The 14,654-nt window shown below is 72.0% G+C and carries 16 protein-coding genes; 13 read left to right on the forward strand and 3 right to left on the reverse strand.

All coding sequences use genetic code 11. The features are described from left to right. Positions 1–15 precede the first annotated feature (15 nt). From ACRWNP_RS28320 to ACRWNP_RS28340, 5 genes are all read left to right on the forward strand, one after another. Entirely contained in the window at positions 16–171 is a 156-nt protein-coding gene (locus ACRWNP_RS28320; protein ID WP_431966229.1) for a hypothetical protein, read from the forward strand. Next, positions 171–347, forward strand: a complete 177-nt coding sequence (locus ACRWNP_RS28325) for a hypothetical protein (protein WP_431966231.1) — start codon at positions 171–173, stop codon at positions 345–347. Before ACRWNP_RS28320 ends, ACRWNP_RS28325 begins: the two co-directional genes overlap by 1 nt. A 140-nt stretch (positions 348–487) precedes the next feature. After that, the gene (locus ACRWNP_RS28330; protein ID WP_431966233.1) at positions 488–670 is read left to right on the forward strand and encodes a hypothetical protein; all 183 of its coding nucleotides are present in this window, start codon (positions 488–490) and stop codon (positions 668–670) included. Positions 671–774: 104 nt separating this feature from the next. Next, the gene (locus ACRWNP_RS28335; protein WP_431966235.1) at positions 775–1,233 is read left to right on the forward strand and encodes a thiamine pyrophosphate-dependent enzyme; all 459 of its coding nucleotides are present in this window, start codon (positions 775–777) and stop codon (positions 1,231–1,233) included. Between the two features lie 35 nt (positions 1,234–1,268). Beyond that, a complete protein-coding gene (locus ACRWNP_RS28340; RefSeq protein ID WP_431966261.1) occupies positions 1,269–1,829 on the forward strand; it encodes an IclR family transcriptional regulator domain-containing protein in 561 nt (186 codons plus the stop codon). A gap of 22 nt (positions 1,830–1,851) precedes the next feature. Here ACRWNP_RS28340 and ACRWNP_RS28345 read toward each other — a convergent pair whose 3' ends face one another. Together ACRWNP_RS28345 and ACRWNP_RS28350 are read right to left on the reverse strand one after the other, a co-directional pair. Continuing rightward, positions 1,852–2,544, reverse strand: a complete 693-nt coding sequence (locus ACRWNP_RS28345; RefSeq protein WP_431966237.1) for a response regulator — start codon at positions 2,542–2,544, stop codon at positions 1,852–1,854. Then, a complete protein-coding gene (locus ACRWNP_RS28350; RefSeq protein ID WP_431966239.1) occupies positions 2,541–4,160 on the reverse strand; it encodes an ATP-binding protein in 1,620 nt (539 codons plus the stop codon). Before ACRWNP_RS28350 ends, ACRWNP_RS28345 begins: the two co-directional genes overlap by 4 nt. A gap of 231 nt (positions 4,161–4,391) precedes the next feature. Here ACRWNP_RS28350 and ACRWNP_RS28355 point away from each other — a divergent pair, with 231 nt between their 5' ends. From ACRWNP_RS28355 to ACRWNP_RS28365, 3 genes are read left to right on the forward strand one after another with little or no spacing between them, the layout of a single operon-like run. After that, the gene (locus ACRWNP_RS28355; protein ID WP_431966241.1) at positions 4,392–5,207 is read left to right on the forward strand and encodes an ABC transporter ATP-binding protein; all 816 of its coding nucleotides are present in this window, start codon (positions 4,392–4,394) and stop codon (positions 5,205–5,207) included. Further along, the gene (locus ACRWNP_RS28360) at positions 5,197–6,075 is read left to right on the forward strand and encodes an ABC transporter permease (protein ID WP_431966243.1); all 879 of its coding nucleotides are present in this window, start codon (positions 5,197–5,199) and stop codon (positions 6,073–6,075) included. The genes ACRWNP_RS28355 and ACRWNP_RS28360 overlap by 11 nt, the downstream gene beginning before the upstream one ends. 46 nt (positions 6,076–6,121) lie before the next feature. Then, positions 6,122–7,162: an ABC transporter substrate-binding protein gene (locus ACRWNP_RS28365; RefSeq protein ID WP_431966245.1), complete on the forward strand. Its 1,041-nt coding sequence runs from the start codon at positions 6,122–6,124 to the stop codon at positions 7,160–7,162. Here the strand turns inward: ACRWNP_RS28365 and ACRWNP_RS28370 are convergent. Continuing rightward, positions 7,129–8,034, reverse strand: a complete 906-nt coding sequence (locus tag ACRWNP_RS28370; protein WP_431966247.1) for a sucrase ferredoxin — start codon at positions 8,032–8,034, stop codon at positions 7,129–7,131. The two genes, ACRWNP_RS28365 and ACRWNP_RS28370, sit on opposite strands and share 34 nt — an antisense overlap. Before the next feature lie 316 nt (positions 8,035–8,350). On the opposite strand from ACRWNP_RS28370, the gene ACRWNP_RS28375 reads away from it, so the two are divergent. The 5 genes from ACRWNP_RS28375 to ACRWNP_RS28395 all read left to right on the forward strand — a co-directional run. Then, positions 8,351–9,358, forward strand: a complete 1,008-nt coding sequence (locus ACRWNP_RS28375) for a LacI family DNA-binding transcriptional regulator (protein WP_431966249.1) — start codon at positions 8,351–8,353, stop codon at positions 9,356–9,358. Between the two features lie 248 nt (positions 9,359–9,606). After that, the gene (locus tag ACRWNP_RS28380; protein WP_431966251.1) at positions 9,607–11,019 is read left to right on the forward strand and encodes an extracellular solute-binding protein; all 1,413 of its coding nucleotides are present in this window, start codon (positions 9,607–9,609) and stop codon (positions 11,017–11,019) included. Positions 11,020–11,055: 36 nt separating this feature from the next. Further along, positions 11,056–12,030, forward strand: coding sequence for a carbohydrate ABC transporter permease (locus tag ACRWNP_RS28385; RefSeq protein ID WP_431966253.1), 975 nt, complete (start codon positions 11,056–11,058; stop codon positions 12,028–12,030). A gap of 16 nt (positions 12,031–12,046) precedes the next feature. Continuing rightward, entirely contained in the window at positions 12,047–12,928 is an 882-nt protein-coding gene (locus ACRWNP_RS28390) for a carbohydrate ABC transporter permease (RefSeq protein ID WP_431966255.1), read from the forward strand. A 98-nt stretch (positions 12,929–13,026) separates the two neighbouring features. After that, the coding region (locus ACRWNP_RS28395; RefSeq protein WP_431966257.1) for a glycoside hydrolase family 13 protein at positions 13,027–14,654 on the forward strand (1,628 nt) is incomplete at its 3' end.

The following is a 14,654-nucleotide window of genomic DNA, read 5'->3' on the forward strand; positions in this document are numbered from 1 at the left end:
TCCACGCTGTGCGGCTTGCCATCGAGCCGTATGGGTTGGCTGCTGCGCGACGAGTCAGGCGTGGCAGTGGTGCTGGTCCCGCCGGCGCTCGTCGTGGGCCACCGCCGAGCCCGGCTTCCTCACCCGGTCGACCCGACCGGCACCGCCACAACGCTCGCCATGGCGGCCTGATGGCGGCCGGCATGGTCTTCGCCCTCACCATGCGCGAGGTCGACCTCGCGGTCTACGGGGTCCACGCGCGCGGCGTGACCGTCGGCGCGGTCTGCATCCGTGACGGCTGCTCCCCGTGGGTGGCGGCCGCCGTCGTGCTGGTGCTCTGGTCGTCAACTCCGGCGTCGCCGGACTGACCGCCGATCCCGGCATCAGCGGCTACGCGGCCGTCAAGCACGCCGAGGCAGGCCGGGCTGATGCGCGTCGCGGCACGTGAGAGCACCGTCTGGGGTGCCCGCGTCGGCACCATCCATCCGGGCCCGCTGACACTTCGTTCATGCGGCGCATCGAGGCCACCGCCACCGGGCAGCCTTCGGAGCACGCGGCCAAGGCATCCGACGCGACGATCCCCCTCGGCCGGCACGCGGCACCCGAGCAGATCGCCGCACCGTGCTCCATCTCGCGGGCGACGACGGGAGCTCCACCACCGGAGCCCCCGTCGCGGTCGACGGTGGCATGAGCGTATGAGAGGCGACCCCGCTGACGACCGCCCTTCGGGCCCTGCTGGAGATCCTCGCCGACGAGGGGTGGACCGGGTCTTCGGCAACCCGGCACCTGTGCGCCGTGCTCGGCCGGCACCGGCCGGGCGGCTTCGTCCGCGCGGTCGGCGGGGGCCTCGGCTGGGGCATTGGCGCGGCCGTTGGCCATCGGCTCGGCGCGCCGGAACGCCCCGCGGTGGCCGTCCTGGGCGACGGCTGCGCGATGTTCGGGCTGCAGGGGCTGTGGAGCGCGGCGCACCACCGGGTGCCGGTCCTCTTCGTGGCGATGGCCAACGGCGAGTACCACACCCTGAAGGACACCTTCGACGCCCGGGGCGGCAGCCCCTCCGTCGCTTGCCCCGGCCTCGACCTGGGCGAGCTCGACTGGCGGCCGGCGGCGCGGTTCTTCGGCATCCCCGCGGTCCGCGTGGACGATGCGGAGGAACTGGCGCAGACCGTCGCGGCGGTCCGCGGGCTCGACGGCCCGCTGCTGGCCGAGGTGGCCTCGCAGGGGCACGCAGGAGCGCCGAGGGTGCGGCCGTGACGGAGAGCCTGTGATGCCGGGCGCGCGGGGCCGCGCTGCCCCTTCGCCGCGGGCGAGGACCAGATCCGCTCGGCGAACTCGCCGCCCGCGCCGGCCTGCCCACGTCGGCCGTGCACCGGCCGCTCGCCGAACTGACCACCGTCGGCCCCGTCGAGCGCGGGACGGACGGCTACCGGCTCGGCCTCGCCCTCTTCGAGCCGGGCGGGGGGGCGCCGCACCGGCGGCGCCGCCTTCCCGTCCACTGCAACCGCCACCGGCAAGGCCTGCTCGCCTACGGGACCCCGCCCGGCCTGGCCGCGGTGCTCGGCGCGGGCCTGCGCCGCCGCGGCCCGCGCACCATCGTCGTGCCGCGGCTGCTCCAGCTGGACCTCGTCCGCGCCCACACCCGCGCCCACGGCTACGCCGTGAACTGGGAGGCGGCCGAGGCCGGCGCCTCCTGCGTCGTCGTCCCGTCCACGGGACGCGGATCGGCCCGCACGCCCACCCGTCGCCGTCGCCGTCGCCGCCGCCTCCTCCGTCGCCGTCGCCGCGCGGGGGCTGCGGCTGGACCGCGTCGTGCCCGTGGTGTGCGCGGCGGCGCGGGCGCTGAGCCATGAACTCACCCGCCGCCGCGCCGCTTCAGCCGGTCCGGGCCCACGCGTACCGGTGCTCGGGGCGGCCGGTGTCGCCGTACTTGAGGGTGAGGCTGATCCGGCCCTCGCGCTCCAGGAACTTCAGGTAGCGCTGCGCGGTGGAGCGGCTGATGCCCGCGCGTTCCGCGACCTCGTGGGCGGAGAGCGGCTGCGCGGCCTCGGTGAGGACCTTGCGCACCAGGTCGGCGGTGGGAGCCGAGTGCCCCTTGGGCAGTTCCGCCGGCGCCGCGCCGGCCGTGCGCAGCGCGCCGAAGATACGGTCCACCTGCTCCTGGCCGGCCTCGCCGCGCCCGCCGACGCCGTCCAGCGTGCGGCGCAGAGCCGCGTAGGCGTCCAGCTTGGCCCGCAGCCCGGCGAAGCTGAACGGCTTGACCAGGTACTGCAGTGCGCCGAAACGCATCGCCGCCTGCACCGTCGCCACGTCGCGGGCGGCCGTCACCATGATGACGTCCGCCGTGTGGCCGAGCTGCCGTATGCGGCGCACGAGGGTGAGGCCGGTCTCGTCGGGCAGGTAGTGGTCGAGCAGGACGAGGTCGACGTGCATGCGCTCCAGTGTCGCCAGCGCCTGGGCCGCGGTGTGGGCGCGGGCGGTCACCCGGAAACCGGCGACCTTGGAGACGTACGCCGCGTTGATCTCGGCGACGCGGAAGTCGTCGTCCACGACCATGACGTCGATCATCGCGCTCCCCCCGCGGAGGCGGCGGACGCCGCCGTGGTGAGTTCGGCGCCGGCCAGCGCCTCCGGCAGGACGACGGTGAAGACCGCGCCACCGCCCGCGCGGGCGGTCACCCGGGCCATGCCGCCGTACCGTTCGGCGAGCCGCCGCACGAGGGCGAGACCGAGCCCGCGGCCACGGTGCGCCGGAGACTGCTTCGTCGTCCAGCCCTCGGCGAAGATCTGCTCACGGGCCTCGGGCGGCACGCCGGGACCGTCGTCGGACACCCGCAGGACGACCGTCGTGCTCTCGGCGCGCAGTTCGACCTCGACGACCGATCGGGCCGCGTCCAGGGCGTTGTCGATGAGATTGCCGAGCACGGTGACCAGGTCGCGCGGGTCCACGACCCGGTCCGGCAGCAGGGTGACGGGGGAGACCGACAAGGTCACGCCCCGCTCCGCGGCGATCGGCGACTTGCCGACCAGCAGGGCGGACACCAGCGGGTCCCTGACGCGTTCCGCGACCTGCTCCGCGGAGGCCCGCTGGGCGTCGGCGACCTCGCCGACGAAGTCCACCGCCTCGTCGTACAGGCCGAGTTCGAGCAGCCCCAGCAGGGTGTGCAGCCGGTTGGCGTGCTCGTGGTCCTGGGCCCGCAGCGCGTCCAGCAGGCCGTGCGTGCTGTCCAGCTCCCGGCCCAGCCGCTCCAGTTCGGTGCGGTCCCGCAAGGTGGCCACCGCCCCGCCGTCCCCGGTCGGCATCCGGTTGGCGACCAGCACCCGCGCCCCGCTGACGGTCAGCAGGTCGGTGCCCGCCACGCGGCCGGCCAGCACATCGGTCGTCCGACCGGCGGGCAGCACCTCGTCCAGCGCGCGGCCCGCGGCGTCCGGGCCGAGGCCGAGCAGCCGCTGCGCCTCGTCGTTGAGCAGCCGCACCCTGCCCTGGGCGTCCAGGGCGATGACGCCCTCACGGATGCCGTGCAGCATCGCCTCGCGCTCGTCGAGCAGAGCTGAGATGTCGGCGAAGGCCAGACCGTGCGTCTTGCGCTGCAGCCGCCGTGACACCAGCAGCGCCGCGAGGACGCCGACCCCCAGGGCTGCGCCCGCGTACAGCAGCAGCACCGGCACCGTGGCCAGCAGTCGCTCCCGGACGCTGTCGTACGCGATGCCCACCGACACGGCGCCCACGATCCTCCCGTCGGTCCCGTGCAGCGGCACCTTGGCGCGCGCGGAGCGCCCGAGGGTGCCCCGGTCGATCTGCATGATCTCGCGCCCCGACAGGGCCACGCTCGGGTCGGTGGAGACGTGCCGGCCGATCTGGGTGACGTCCGTGTGCGACCAGCGCACGCCCCGGGTGTCCATGACGACGATGTACAGGGCGCCGGTGGCACGGCGGATCCGCTCGGCCTCCTCCTGCACCGGGCCGGAGACGCTCGGCCGGGTGGTGAGCAGGTCGTGGGCGAGACCCGGGGTGGCGGCGGTGGTCTGGGCGATCGACAGCGCCTGCCGCATCGCCTGCTGGTCCAGCTGGGAGCTGAGCGGGGCGAGGAAGAGCCCGGTGGCCAGGGTGATCACGCCGGTGGTGAGCACCACCTGGACGAGCAGCACTTGCGCGAAGACACGGCGGGGCCAGCGGATGCGCATGAACGTCACCCCTGCCCTTCCCGGTGTCCCGCGCCCTTGCGGAATTCGCTCGTCCGTTTGCCCTGCTGTGAACGCAACGTAAACGCGTCCGGGGCCCGCTGCCCAGCCCCCGTGGCCCTTTCGTTGTTGTAGCGCGAGCAAAACGAGCAGAACAGGGGGTTGTGGGCACAAGGAGGAGTTGTGACCGCAAGGGTGCCGCGGTGACCCGGGCCACACCTACCGTCCCGGCCCATGAGCACACACACCAGCCCCGCCATCGAACTGCGGGGTGCGAGCAAAGCGTTCCGGACCCCGTCCGGGGCCCTGCACACCGCCGTGCGAGACCTCGACCTGACCATCGGGCGCGGGGAGTTCGTGGCCGTCGTGGGCCCGACCGGCTGCGGCAAGTCCACGACGTTGACCCTGGTCAGCGGGCTGGAGGAACCCACCGAGGGCGAGGTGCTCGTCGCCGGCGAGCCGGTGCGCGGCATCGGCGACAAGGTCGGTTTCGTCTTCCAGCAGGATGCCGTCTTCCCCTGGCGGACCGTGCTGTCCAACGTCATGGCCGGCCCTCGCTTCCGGGGCGTGCCCAAGACCGAGGCCCGGGAGAGGGCCCGCGAGTGGCTCGCCCGCGTCGGCCTGTCCGCCTTCGAGGACCGCTACCCGCATCAGCTGTCGGGCGGCCAGCGCAAGCGTGTCGCCCTGGCCGCCACCTTCGTCAACGACCCCGAGATCCTGCTCATGGACGAGCCCTTCTCCGCGCTCGACGTGCAGACCCGCGCGCTGATGTCGGACGAGCTGCTGGAGCTGTGGGCCGGCACGGGCGCCTCGGTCGTCTTCGTCACCCACGACCTGGAGGAGTCCATCGCCCTCGCCGACAAGGTCGTCGTCATGACCGCCGGGCCGGCCACGGTCAAGGAGGTCTTCGAGATCGACCTGCCGCGCCCGCGCAAGGTCGAGTCCGTGCGGCTGGAGCCGCGGTTCATCGAGATCTACCGGGAGATCTGGGCCTCGCTCGGCGAAGAGGTCCGCATCACCCGCGAGAGGGGTGCGGCCGATGTCGCCTGAGACCGTGGCGGCCTCCCCGGCCGCCGCCACCTTGGACCCTGCGGGCACCGACCGCGCGCGCTCCCGCGCCCGCGCCGCCCGCAACAGGGGCTACCTCGTCCACGGCAGTCGCGTCCTGCTGCTGGCCGTCGTCCTGGGGCTGTGGGAGTGGCTGGCCAGGGCCGGGGTCATCGACCCCTTCCACTTCTCGATGCCGTCGAGGATCTGGGAGCAGATCCGCACCTGGGCCGTGGACGGCACCGCGCAGGGCACGTTGTGGGAACAGATCTGGTACACGCTCTACGAGGCCCTGCTCGGCTGGGTCATCGGCGTCGTCGCGGGTGTGGTGCTCGGCATCGCCCTGGGGCGGGTCCGTTTCCTCGCCGACGTGCTCGGCCCGTACATCAAGGTGCTCAACGCGCTGCCGCGGATCGTGCTCGCGCCGATCTTCCTGATCTGGTTCGGACTCGGCCCGGCCTCCAAGGTGGCCTCCGCCGTCGTGCTGGTCTTCTTCCCGGTCTTCTTCAACGCCTTCCAGGGCGCCCGGGAGGTCGACCGCAACCTGGTGGCCAACTCCCGCATCCTGGGCGCCCGCGACCGTCAGGTCACCTTGCAGGTCGTCATTCCCTCGGCCACCTCCTGGATCTTCACCAGCCTCCACGTGAGCTTCGGCTTCGCCCTCATCGGCGCCATCGTCGGCGAGTACATCGGCGCCACCAAGGGCCTCGGCCTGCTGGTCGCGGCCTCGCAGGGCACCTTCAACTCGGCCGGCGTGTACGCCGCGATGGCGATCCTCGCGGTCGTCGCGTTGCTCGCCGAGGGCCTGCTGACCTTCCTGGAGAAGCGGCTCTTCCGCTGGAAGCCGGCCGAGGCCGGCTCCGCCCGCTGACCCGCCACCGTCTCCCGCCCACCCCCTTCACAAGGACGTGAACCAGATGCGCGCAACCCTCAGGGCCGCGGCCGCCGTCGCCGCCTCCGCCGTCGCCCTCACCACGCTCACCGCCTGCGGCGGCGACTCCACCGCCTCCGCCTCCGGCGGCAAGGGTGACAGGGTCAAGATCATGGTCGGCGGCCTGGACAAGGTCATCTACCTGCCCGCGATGCTCACCGAGCGGCTCGGCTACTTCAAGGCCGAGGGCCTGGACGTCGAGTTGCTCACCGAGCCGGCCGGCGTGCAGGCCGAGACCGCACTCGTCTCCGGCGACGTGCAGGGCACCGTCGGCTTCTACGACCACACGCTCGACCTGCAGGTGAAGGGCAAGCAGGTGGAGTCCGTGGTGCAGTTCTCGCAGGCTCCCGGCGAGGTGGAGATCGTCTCCAACGCGGCGGCCGGCGACCTCACCAGTGCCAAGGACTTCAAGGGCAAGAAGATGGGCGTGACGGGCATCGGCTCGTCCACGGACTTCCTCACCAAGTACCTCGCCGTCAGCAACGGCGTCAAGACCAGCGAGTTCACCCCGGTCGCGGTCGGCGCGGGCCAGACCTTCATCTCCGCCATGGAGCAGGGCTCGATCCAGGGCGGCATGACCACGGACCCGACCGTGGCCACGATCCTGGACAAGGGGCTCGGCAAGGTGCTCATCGACATGCGCACACCGGAGGGCTCCCGGCAGGCGCTCGGCGGGCTCTACCCGTCCTCCAGCCTCTACATGCAGACGGAGTGGGTGAACAGCCACAAGGAGACCGTCCAGAAGCTCGCGAACGCCTTCGTGAAGACGCTGCGGTGGATGTCGACGCACAGCGCCGCGGAGATCGCGGCGAAGATGCCCTCCGACTACGCGCAGGGCGGCGGGAAGGACCTCTATGTGGAGGCGATCGAGAGCACGCTGCCGATGTTCACCAAGGACGGCGTGATGCCCGAGGGCGGCCCCGAGACGGTGGAGCGGGTCCTCAAGGCGTTCAACCCCAACCTGCAGAACACCAAGGTGGACCTGAGCAAGACCTACACGACGGAGTTCGTCAAGAGCGCCGGCTGAATACCGCTGATCTCCATCCGCAGCGGCGCCCCCAGGGCCGCCCCGCAGCTCTCGGGCCGGGGCGGCTCCGCCGCGACCGGCGTCACCTCGACGTCCCAGGCCCGGCCGTCGAGGTGCCGCACGCGGGTGCCGTGCTCACCGTCCACGGTCAGCGCGTCGGCGCACAGTTCGCCGGTCAGCCGCCGAACGGCCAGTTCGGCGGCCTGGCCCGGGCGCTCCCACGCGGAACGCCCGCGGCAGCCCTCCAGCACCATGTCGCCCTCGCGGGCGGCCGTCAGCACCCGGCGGGCCAGCCCGGCGTCGACCCGGCCGTAGGCGTAGCCGTACGGCAGCACCAGCATCGTCGGCGAGAACCGGTGTCCGCCCAGGTGGGTCACCTCCCACACCTCGCCGAGGCCCGAGGCGGCCAGCTCGGCGGCGAGCGGGCGGCCGTTGAGGGCGCAGCAGCGGTCGCGCTTGCCGTTGGTGCAGACGAGGGCGAGCGGGTCGCCCTCGTACGGCATCCCGAAGCCGCGGTGGTCGCCGCGGCCCAGCGCCTCGAAGTCCAGGCCCAGCAGGGCGCCCGGATCCTCCAGGACCGCGTCCCGCACCCAGGAGCCACCCGGCGTCGTATGCGCCAGGTAGGCCGCGCGGCGTCGTACCTCGTGCCGGTCCGCGTGCCGCCCGGGCCGGCGGATCAGGCCGACCCGCACCCCGGTCCCGGCCGCGGCCCGCTCCAGCGCCCTGCCCACCCGCGGATCAAGATGGCTCTGGGTCAGCGCCTTGGGGCCCCACGGCCCCGGCTGCTCCAGCAGTAGCCAGGTCCGCGCGGTGGCCGCCGTCGCGGCGACGGGCTCCGCCAGTGAGCTGGACGCTGTTGTGCAGGTGCTCATGAAGGCAAGCCTAACCTTGTACGTCACCCCCCGGCCCTCCAGCCCCTCCGGCTCGGGTCGCGGTTCGCGCTGCGGGGCCGTCGCGCCGGTGCCGACGAGGCGAAGTCGTCCTGCGCCGTGGTGCCGGGTGTCACCCGCCGCGGAGGGCCGTGAAGCGTGCCATTCAGGACAGGGGTGCCTGCTGTATCGACGCAGGTAGGAGGCGAGGCGGCACTGGCGCCCCAGCAGTCCTGGCGGGCCGCTCGCGTCTCCCTGGTCCCGACGGACTTGCGCAAGAACGCAAACCACTTGCACACCGTGTCGTATGCTTGCGCTCATGACGCGACGGCTTGCCGAAGTAGCGAAGAAGGTCGGGGTCAGTGAGGCCACCGTCAGCCGTGTGCTGAACGGGAAGCCGGGGGTGTCGGAGGGCACCCGGCAGGCGGTGCTCACGGCGCTCGACGTGCTGGGGTACGAGCGGCCGACGCAGCTGCGGGGCAACCGTGCCCGGCTGGTCGGGCTGGTGCTGCCGGAGCTGCAGAACCCGATCTTCCCGGCCTTCGCCGACATCGTGGGCGCGGCGCTCGCCCAGCAGGGCCTGACGCCGGTGCTGTGCACACAGACCGCGGGCGGGGTGTCGGAGGCGGACTACGTCTCGCTCCTGCTGCAACAGCACGTCTCCGGCGTGGTCTTCGCCGGCGGCCTGTACGCGCAGGCGGACGCACCGCACGACCACTACCGCCTGCTGGCCGAGCGCAACCTGCCGGTGGTGCTGATCAACGCCGCCATCGAGGACCTCGGCTTTCCCCGGGTGTCCTGCGACGACGCGGTCGCCGTGGAGCAGGCCTGGCGGCACCTGGCCTCGCTCGGCCACGAGCGGATCGGCCTGCTGCTCGGGCCCACCGACCACATGCCGTCGCGGCGCAAGCTCACCGCGGCGCGGGCGGCGGCCGCCGCGGGCGGCGGGTCGCTGCCGGACGAGCACGTCGGGCGGGCGATGTTCACGCTGGAGGGCGGCCAGGCCGCGGCCGCCAAGCTCTGGGAGCGCGGGGTCACCGGGATCATCTGCGCCAACGACCCGATGGCGCTGGGTGCTGTGCGGGCGGCACGCCGGCTGGGGCTTTCCGTGCCGGGCGACGTGTCCGTGGTGGGCTACGACGACTCGGCGTTCATGACCTGCACCGACCCGCCGCTGACCACGGTGCGGCAGCCCATCGAGGCGATGGGCCGCACGGCCGTCGAGCTGCTCGCGCTGAAGATCGCGGGCAAGCAGGTGGCCTCCGACGAGCTGCTGTACGAGCCCGAGCTGGTCGTCCGCGGGACGACAGGGCCCGTGCGCGGCTGAGCGGCCGCGCGCCCCGCGGACGGGCGGTTCCCGACGACGTCGGAAGCGCCCGGTCCGCGTTTGCGGCCTCGGACTTCCCGCCTCGGCCCCGGGGTTCACGGCCTTCGTTGGCGAGCTGCGCAAGGCCGTCAATCTTTTGCGATATCTGCGCGAGATATTGCGGACATCTGTTTGCGGTGCTTGAGTGTGCGACGCCCCCGCTGCGTGTGGTCGGGGGCTTCCACGCTCATGCCCGAAGGGGACCACCGATGAGAAGCTCCTGGTTCCGCCCCGCCCGCCGTGCCTCCGCGGCCACGCTCGTCTCCGCGCTGGCCCTGGCCGTCCTGACCGCCTGCGGCACCAGCAGCAGCGCGGACAACGACGACAACGCGGGCGGCGGTTCGTCCGATCCCACCGCCCCGCTGGACCCCAAGGCCAAGGTCACGCTCACCATCGACTGCATGCCGCCGGCCGCGAAGAAGGCGGAGCTCAAGGAGTGGAAGGAGGACGTCGCCGCCTTCAACAAGAAGTACCCGAACGTGACGATCGACGGTAAGTCGACGCCCGGTCAGTGCGAGGAGCCGGCCCGCTTCACGGCCGCGCTGAAGGCCAAGTCCCAACCGGATGTGTTCTACACGTACTTCACCGACCTGCAGCAAGTGCTCGACAACAACGGCGCCGAGGACATCAGCGCGTACGTCACCGACAAGACCGTTCCGGCGCTCGCGGACATCGACTCCAACGTGCTCGACGTGCTGAAGAAGGACGGCAAGCTGTACGGCCTGCCCACCAGCAACTACCGCATGGGCCTGCTCATCAACCGCAAGCTCTTCACCCAGGCCGGCCTCGACCCCAACAAGCCCCCGGCCACCTGGGACGAGGTGCGCAGCGCGGCGAAGGCCATCGCGGGCCTGGGCAAGGGCGTATCGGGCTATGGCGAGTACAGCGCGCAGAACACCGGCGGCTGGCACTACACCGCGACGATGTACGGCCTCGGCGGCGACGTCGTGTCCGCCGACGGCACCAAGGCGGCCTTCAACACCGACCTCGGCAAGGAGATCGTGCAGAACCTGCACGACATGCGCTGGACCGACAACAGCATGGGCCAGACCCAGCTGCTGAAGTGGGGCGACCTGCAGAAGCAGATGGCCGCCGACAAGCTCGGCATGTTCCTGGCCGCGCCCGACGACATCACGTACATGGTCCAGCAGCTCGGCGCCGACTACGCCAACTTCGGCATGGGCCCGATCCCCGGCGGCAAGGCCACCCTCTTCGGCGGCAACGACTACATGATCAAGAAGGGCAGCTCGCCCGACAAGATCAAGGCCGCGATCGCCTGGCTGAACTTCAAGACCCTCACCCCCGGCGCGGGCCAGTTCGACTACGCCCGCAGCAAGGCGGACGGCCTCCCCGTCGGACTGCCCCAGCCGGCCTTCTTCACCGGTGCCAGCAAGACCAAGGACGACCAGCTGAAGGCCGCCAGCGCCACCATGCCGGTCGAGAACTTCCGCGCCTTCATGGACAACCCGGTTCCCGGCAAGGCCGAGCCGCCGAAGGCCCAGGAGATCTACAAGGTCCTGGACAACGTGATGTCCGGCGTCCTGACCAACAAGAACGCGGACGCCGCCAAGCTGCTGTCCACCGCGGAGAACCAGGTCAACCAGGTCCTCGCCAATCAGTAGCCCAGGCCCCTCGGCACCCGGCACCCAGGAGCGACGATGTCGGCCCCCAGCGCCCCCACTCTGCCCACCAGCACTCCCGCGAAGAGCCGGTCGCGCCGTACGGTGCGCCGCCCCGCCCCGGACGGCCGCCGTCCGGGGCGGGCCGGCCGCGCCCTGCGCCGCAACCTCACCGCGCACGGCTTCCTGATCGGCGCCGTGCTCTGCTTCGCGTTCTTCTCCTGGTACCCGATGGTCCGGGAGGTCCTGCTGGCCTTCCAGAAGACCCAGGACGGGAACACCACCTGGGCCGGCTGGTCGAACCTGAACTACGTCTTCCACGACCCGGCGTTCTGGCAGGCCTGGCGCAACACCCTGCTGTACACCGGCCTGGCCCTGCTGCTCGGCTTCGCGGTGCCGTTCCTTGTCGCCCTGCTGCTCAACGAACTGCGGCACGCGCGGGGCTACCTCAGGCTGCTGGTGTACCTGCCGGTGATGCTGCCGCCGGTGGCCTCGGTGCTGCTCTTCAAGAACCTCTACAACCCCGAGTACGGCCTGTTCAACCGCATCCTGGAGGTGCTCCACCTCCCCCAGCAGCAGTGGCTGCAGTCCACCGGCACCTCGATGCTGTCGGTGGTCATCGCCGCCACGTGGATGAACATGGGCGGCGCCACCCTGATCTACCTGGCCGCCCTCCAGGGCATCCCCGGCGAGCTCTACGAGGCCGCCGAACTCGACGGCGCCGGGCTCCTGCGCAAGATCTGGCACGTGACGATCCCGCAGACCCGGCTGATCCTCTCGCTGATGCTGCTCATGCAGATCATCGCCACGATGCAGGTCTTCACCGAGCCCTACCTGCTGACCGGCGGGGCCGGCCCGGAGGGCTCCACCCTCACCGTCGTCTACCTGATCTACCAGTACGCCTTCAACTTCAACAACTACGGCGGCGCCGCGGCGCTCGGCCTGGTCCTGCTCGTACTCCTGGCGGTCTTCTCCGCCGGGTACGTGCGGCTCAGCCGCGCCGCGGGCGAGTAGGGCGGGGAGCCGACCGATGAGCAGCAGCACCCGAACGCTGATTTCGCCGACCCAGCTGGCAAGCCGCCGCGGCAAGGTCGTCTACCGGAGCGTGCTCGCCCTGGTACTGGTCGCCTTCACGCTGGTCTTCCTCGGCCCGCTGTACTGGATGGCCGCCAACGGCCTGAAGTCCACCGAGGAGTTCGCGCGGATCCCGCCCACCGCCTTCCCGCAGGCCCTCCACCCCGAGAACTACACGAGCGCCTGGGGGGTGATGGACCTGTCCCACCTGCTTCTGAACACCCTCTGGTACGCCTTCGGGGCGCTCGCCTTCCAGCTGGTGTTCGACGTGGCGGCCGCCTACTCCCTGTCCAAGCTCCGTCCGGTGCTGGGCAACCTGATCCTCGGGATGATGCTCGCCACGCTGATGATCCCGGCCACCGTCCTGGTCGTACCGCAGTACCTGACCGTCCAGGACGTTCCGATCGTCGAGCGCAACCTGCTCAACTCGCCCTGGGTGATCTGGCTGCCGGCGGTCACCAACGCCTTCAACATCTTCCTGCTGAAGCGGTTCTTCGACTCGGTGCCGCGGGAACTGCTGGACGCCTCCGCGATCGACGGGGCCTCCCCGATGCGCAGCCTGTGGTCGGTGGTCCTGCCGATCTCCCGCCCCATCCTCGGAGTGGTCTCCATATTCGCGGTCGTCGGGGTGTGGAAGGACTTCCTCTGGCCGATGCTCACCCTGCCCGACCCGACGAAGCAGACGCTCAATGTCGGCATCTACTCGCTCGCCAGCGGGGTGCCGGAGAACTGGCTGCTCGCGGCCATCGCGATGGCCTCGGTGCCCACCCTGCTGATCTTCCTGATCTTCCAGCGCAACATCATGAGCGGTCTCACCGCCGGCGGCCTCAAGGGCTGAGACCCGGCCCCGACGGCCTCCAGCCGCACCCGTCCAGCACCACGCCGCCCGCCGCGGGGCGGGCGGCGCGGTCCCAGCTGCCCGAAAGGACCAGTCACGTGGCAGACATCCACCCGGCCGAGGCCACCGACGCGTGGTGGCGCGGCGCCGCCATCTACCAGGTGTACGCACGCAGCTTCGCCGACGGAGACGCGGACGGTACCGGAGACCTCGCCGGAGTGCGGTCCAGACTGCCGTACCTGGCCGCGCTGGGCGTGGACGCGCTCTGGTTCAACCCCTGGTACCCCTCGCCGATGGCCGACGGCGGCTACGACGTCGCCGACTACCGGGCCATCGACCCGGCCTTCGGGACCCTGGCCGAGGCCGAGAAGCTGATCGCCGAGGCGCGCGCCCTCGGCATCCGCACCATCATCGACATCGTCCCCAACCACGTCTCCGATCAGCACGTCTGGTTCCGGGCGGCCCTCGAGGCCGGGCCCGGCAGCGCCGAGCGCAAGCTGTTCCACTTCCGCACCGGCCGCGGCGAGGACGGCGAGCTGCCCCCCAACGGCTGGCGCTCCCAGTTCGGCGGCCCCGCCTGGACCCGGCTCCCGGACGGCGACTGGTACCTGCACCTGTTCGCCCCGGAGCAGCCCGACCTCAACTGGGCCCACCCCGCCGTGCGGCGGGAGCACGAGGACGTCCTTCGCTTCTGGTTCGACCGCGGCGTGGCCGGGGTGCGCATCGACTCGGCGGCCATGGTCGCCAAGGACCCGGACCTGCCCGACTTCGTGGAGGGCACCGACCCGCATCCCTACATCGACCGCGACGAACTGCACGACATCTACCGTTCCTGGCGCGCGGTCGCCGACTCCTACGAGGGCGTGCTGATCGGCGAGGTGTGGCTGCCGGACACCGAGCGCTTCGCGCGCTACCTGCGTCCCGACGAACTGCACACCGCCTTCAACTTCGACTTCCTGGCCTGCCCCTGGGAACCGGCGCGGCTGCGCGCCTCCATCGACGCGACCCTGGCCGCGCACGCCCCGGTCGGGGCGCCGGCGACCTGGGTGCTGGCCAACCACGACGTCACTCGCACCGTCACCCGCTACGGCCGCCGTGACACCGGCTTCGCGTTCGCCGCCAAGGCCCACGGCATCCCCACGGACCTGGAGCTCGGCACCCGGCGGGCCCGCGCCGCCGCCCTGCTCACGCTGGCCCTGCCCGGCTCGGTCTACCTCTACCAGGGCGAGGAACTGGGGCTGCCCGAGGTCGAGGACATCCCGGCCGAACTGCTGCAGGACCCGATGTACTTCCGCTCCGGCGGCACCGACCCGGGCCGTGACGGCTGCCGGGTGCCGCTGCCCTGGTCCGGGGACGCGCCGCCGTACGGCTTCGGGGGCGACCACCCCTGGCTGCCGCAGCCGGCGGACTGGGTGCGCTACACCGCCGAGGCGCAGGAGGCCGACCCCGGCTCCATGCTGAGCCTGTACCGGGCGGCACTGGGGCTCCGCCGCGCCGAACCCGGCCTCGGCGAGGGCCCGATGGAATGGCTCGACGGTCCCGGCGACGTGCTCGCCTTCCGCCGCGAGGGCGGATTCGCCTGCGTGCTCAACCTGTCCGCGGAGCCCGCCCCGCTCCCCGCGCACCGGCAGCTCCTGCTGGCCAGCGGCCCGCTCACCGAGGACGGCCGGCTGCCCCGGGACACCTGCGTGTGGCTGCGCCCGGAAGCCCCGGCCGGAACCGGCGA

Origin of the sequence: Actinacidiphila sp. bgisy160 (assembly GCF_965342435.1) — a bacterium.
Lineage (GTDB): Bacteria > Actinomycetota > Actinomycetes > Streptomycetales > Streptomycetaceae > Actinacidiphila.

Excerpts from the sequence above, each read along its gene's own strand:
- ACRWNP_RS28375 (WP_431966249.1), top strand. The coding sequence starts at position 8,351 with ATGACGCGACGGCTTGCCGAAGTAGCGAAGAAGGTCGGGGTCAGTGAG.
- ACRWNP_RS28365 (WP_431966245.1), top strand. The coding sequence starts at position 6,122 with ATGCGCGCAACCCTCAGGGCCGCGGCCGCCGTCGCCGCCTCCGCCGTC.
- ACRWNP_RS28380 (WP_431966251.1), top strand. The coding sequence starts at position 9,607 with ATGAGAAGCTCCTGGTTCCGCCCCGCCCGCCGTGCCTCCGCGGCCACG.
- ACRWNP_RS28330 (WP_431966233.1), top strand. The coding sequence starts at position 488 with ATGCGGCGCATCGAGGCCACCGCCACCGGGCAGCCTTCGGAGCACGCG.
- ACRWNP_RS28370 (WP_431966247.1), bottom strand. The coding sequence starts at position 8,034 with ATGAGCACCTGCACAACAGCGTCCAGCTCACTGGCGGAGCCCGTCGCC.
- ACRWNP_RS28385 (WP_431966253.1), top strand. The coding sequence starts at position 11,056 with ATGTCGGCCCCCAGCGCCCCCACTCTGCCCACCAGCACTCCCGCGAAG.
- ACRWNP_RS28325 (WP_431966231.1), top strand. The coding sequence starts at position 171 with ATGGCGGCCGGCATGGTCTTCGCCCTCACCATGCGCGAGGTCGACCTC.
- ACRWNP_RS28390 (WP_431966255.1), top strand. The coding sequence starts at position 12,047 with ATGAGCAGCAGCACCCGAACGCTGATTTCGCCGACCCAGCTGGCAAGC.
- ACRWNP_RS28360 (WP_431966243.1), top strand. The coding sequence starts at position 5,197 with ATGTCGCCTGAGACCGTGGCGGCCTCCCCGGCCGCCGCCACCTTGGAC.
- ACRWNP_RS28350 (WP_431966239.1), bottom strand. The coding sequence starts at position 4,160 with ATGCGCATCCGCTGGCCCCGCCGTGTCTTCGCGCAAGTGCTGCTCGTC.
- ACRWNP_RS28345 (WP_431966237.1), bottom strand. The coding sequence starts at position 2,544 with ATGATCGACGTCATGGTCGTGGACGACGACTTCCGCGTCGCCGAGATC.
- ACRWNP_RS28355 (WP_431966241.1), top strand. The coding sequence starts at position 4,392 with ATGAGCACACACACCAGCCCCGCCATCGAACTGCGGGGTGCGAGCAAA.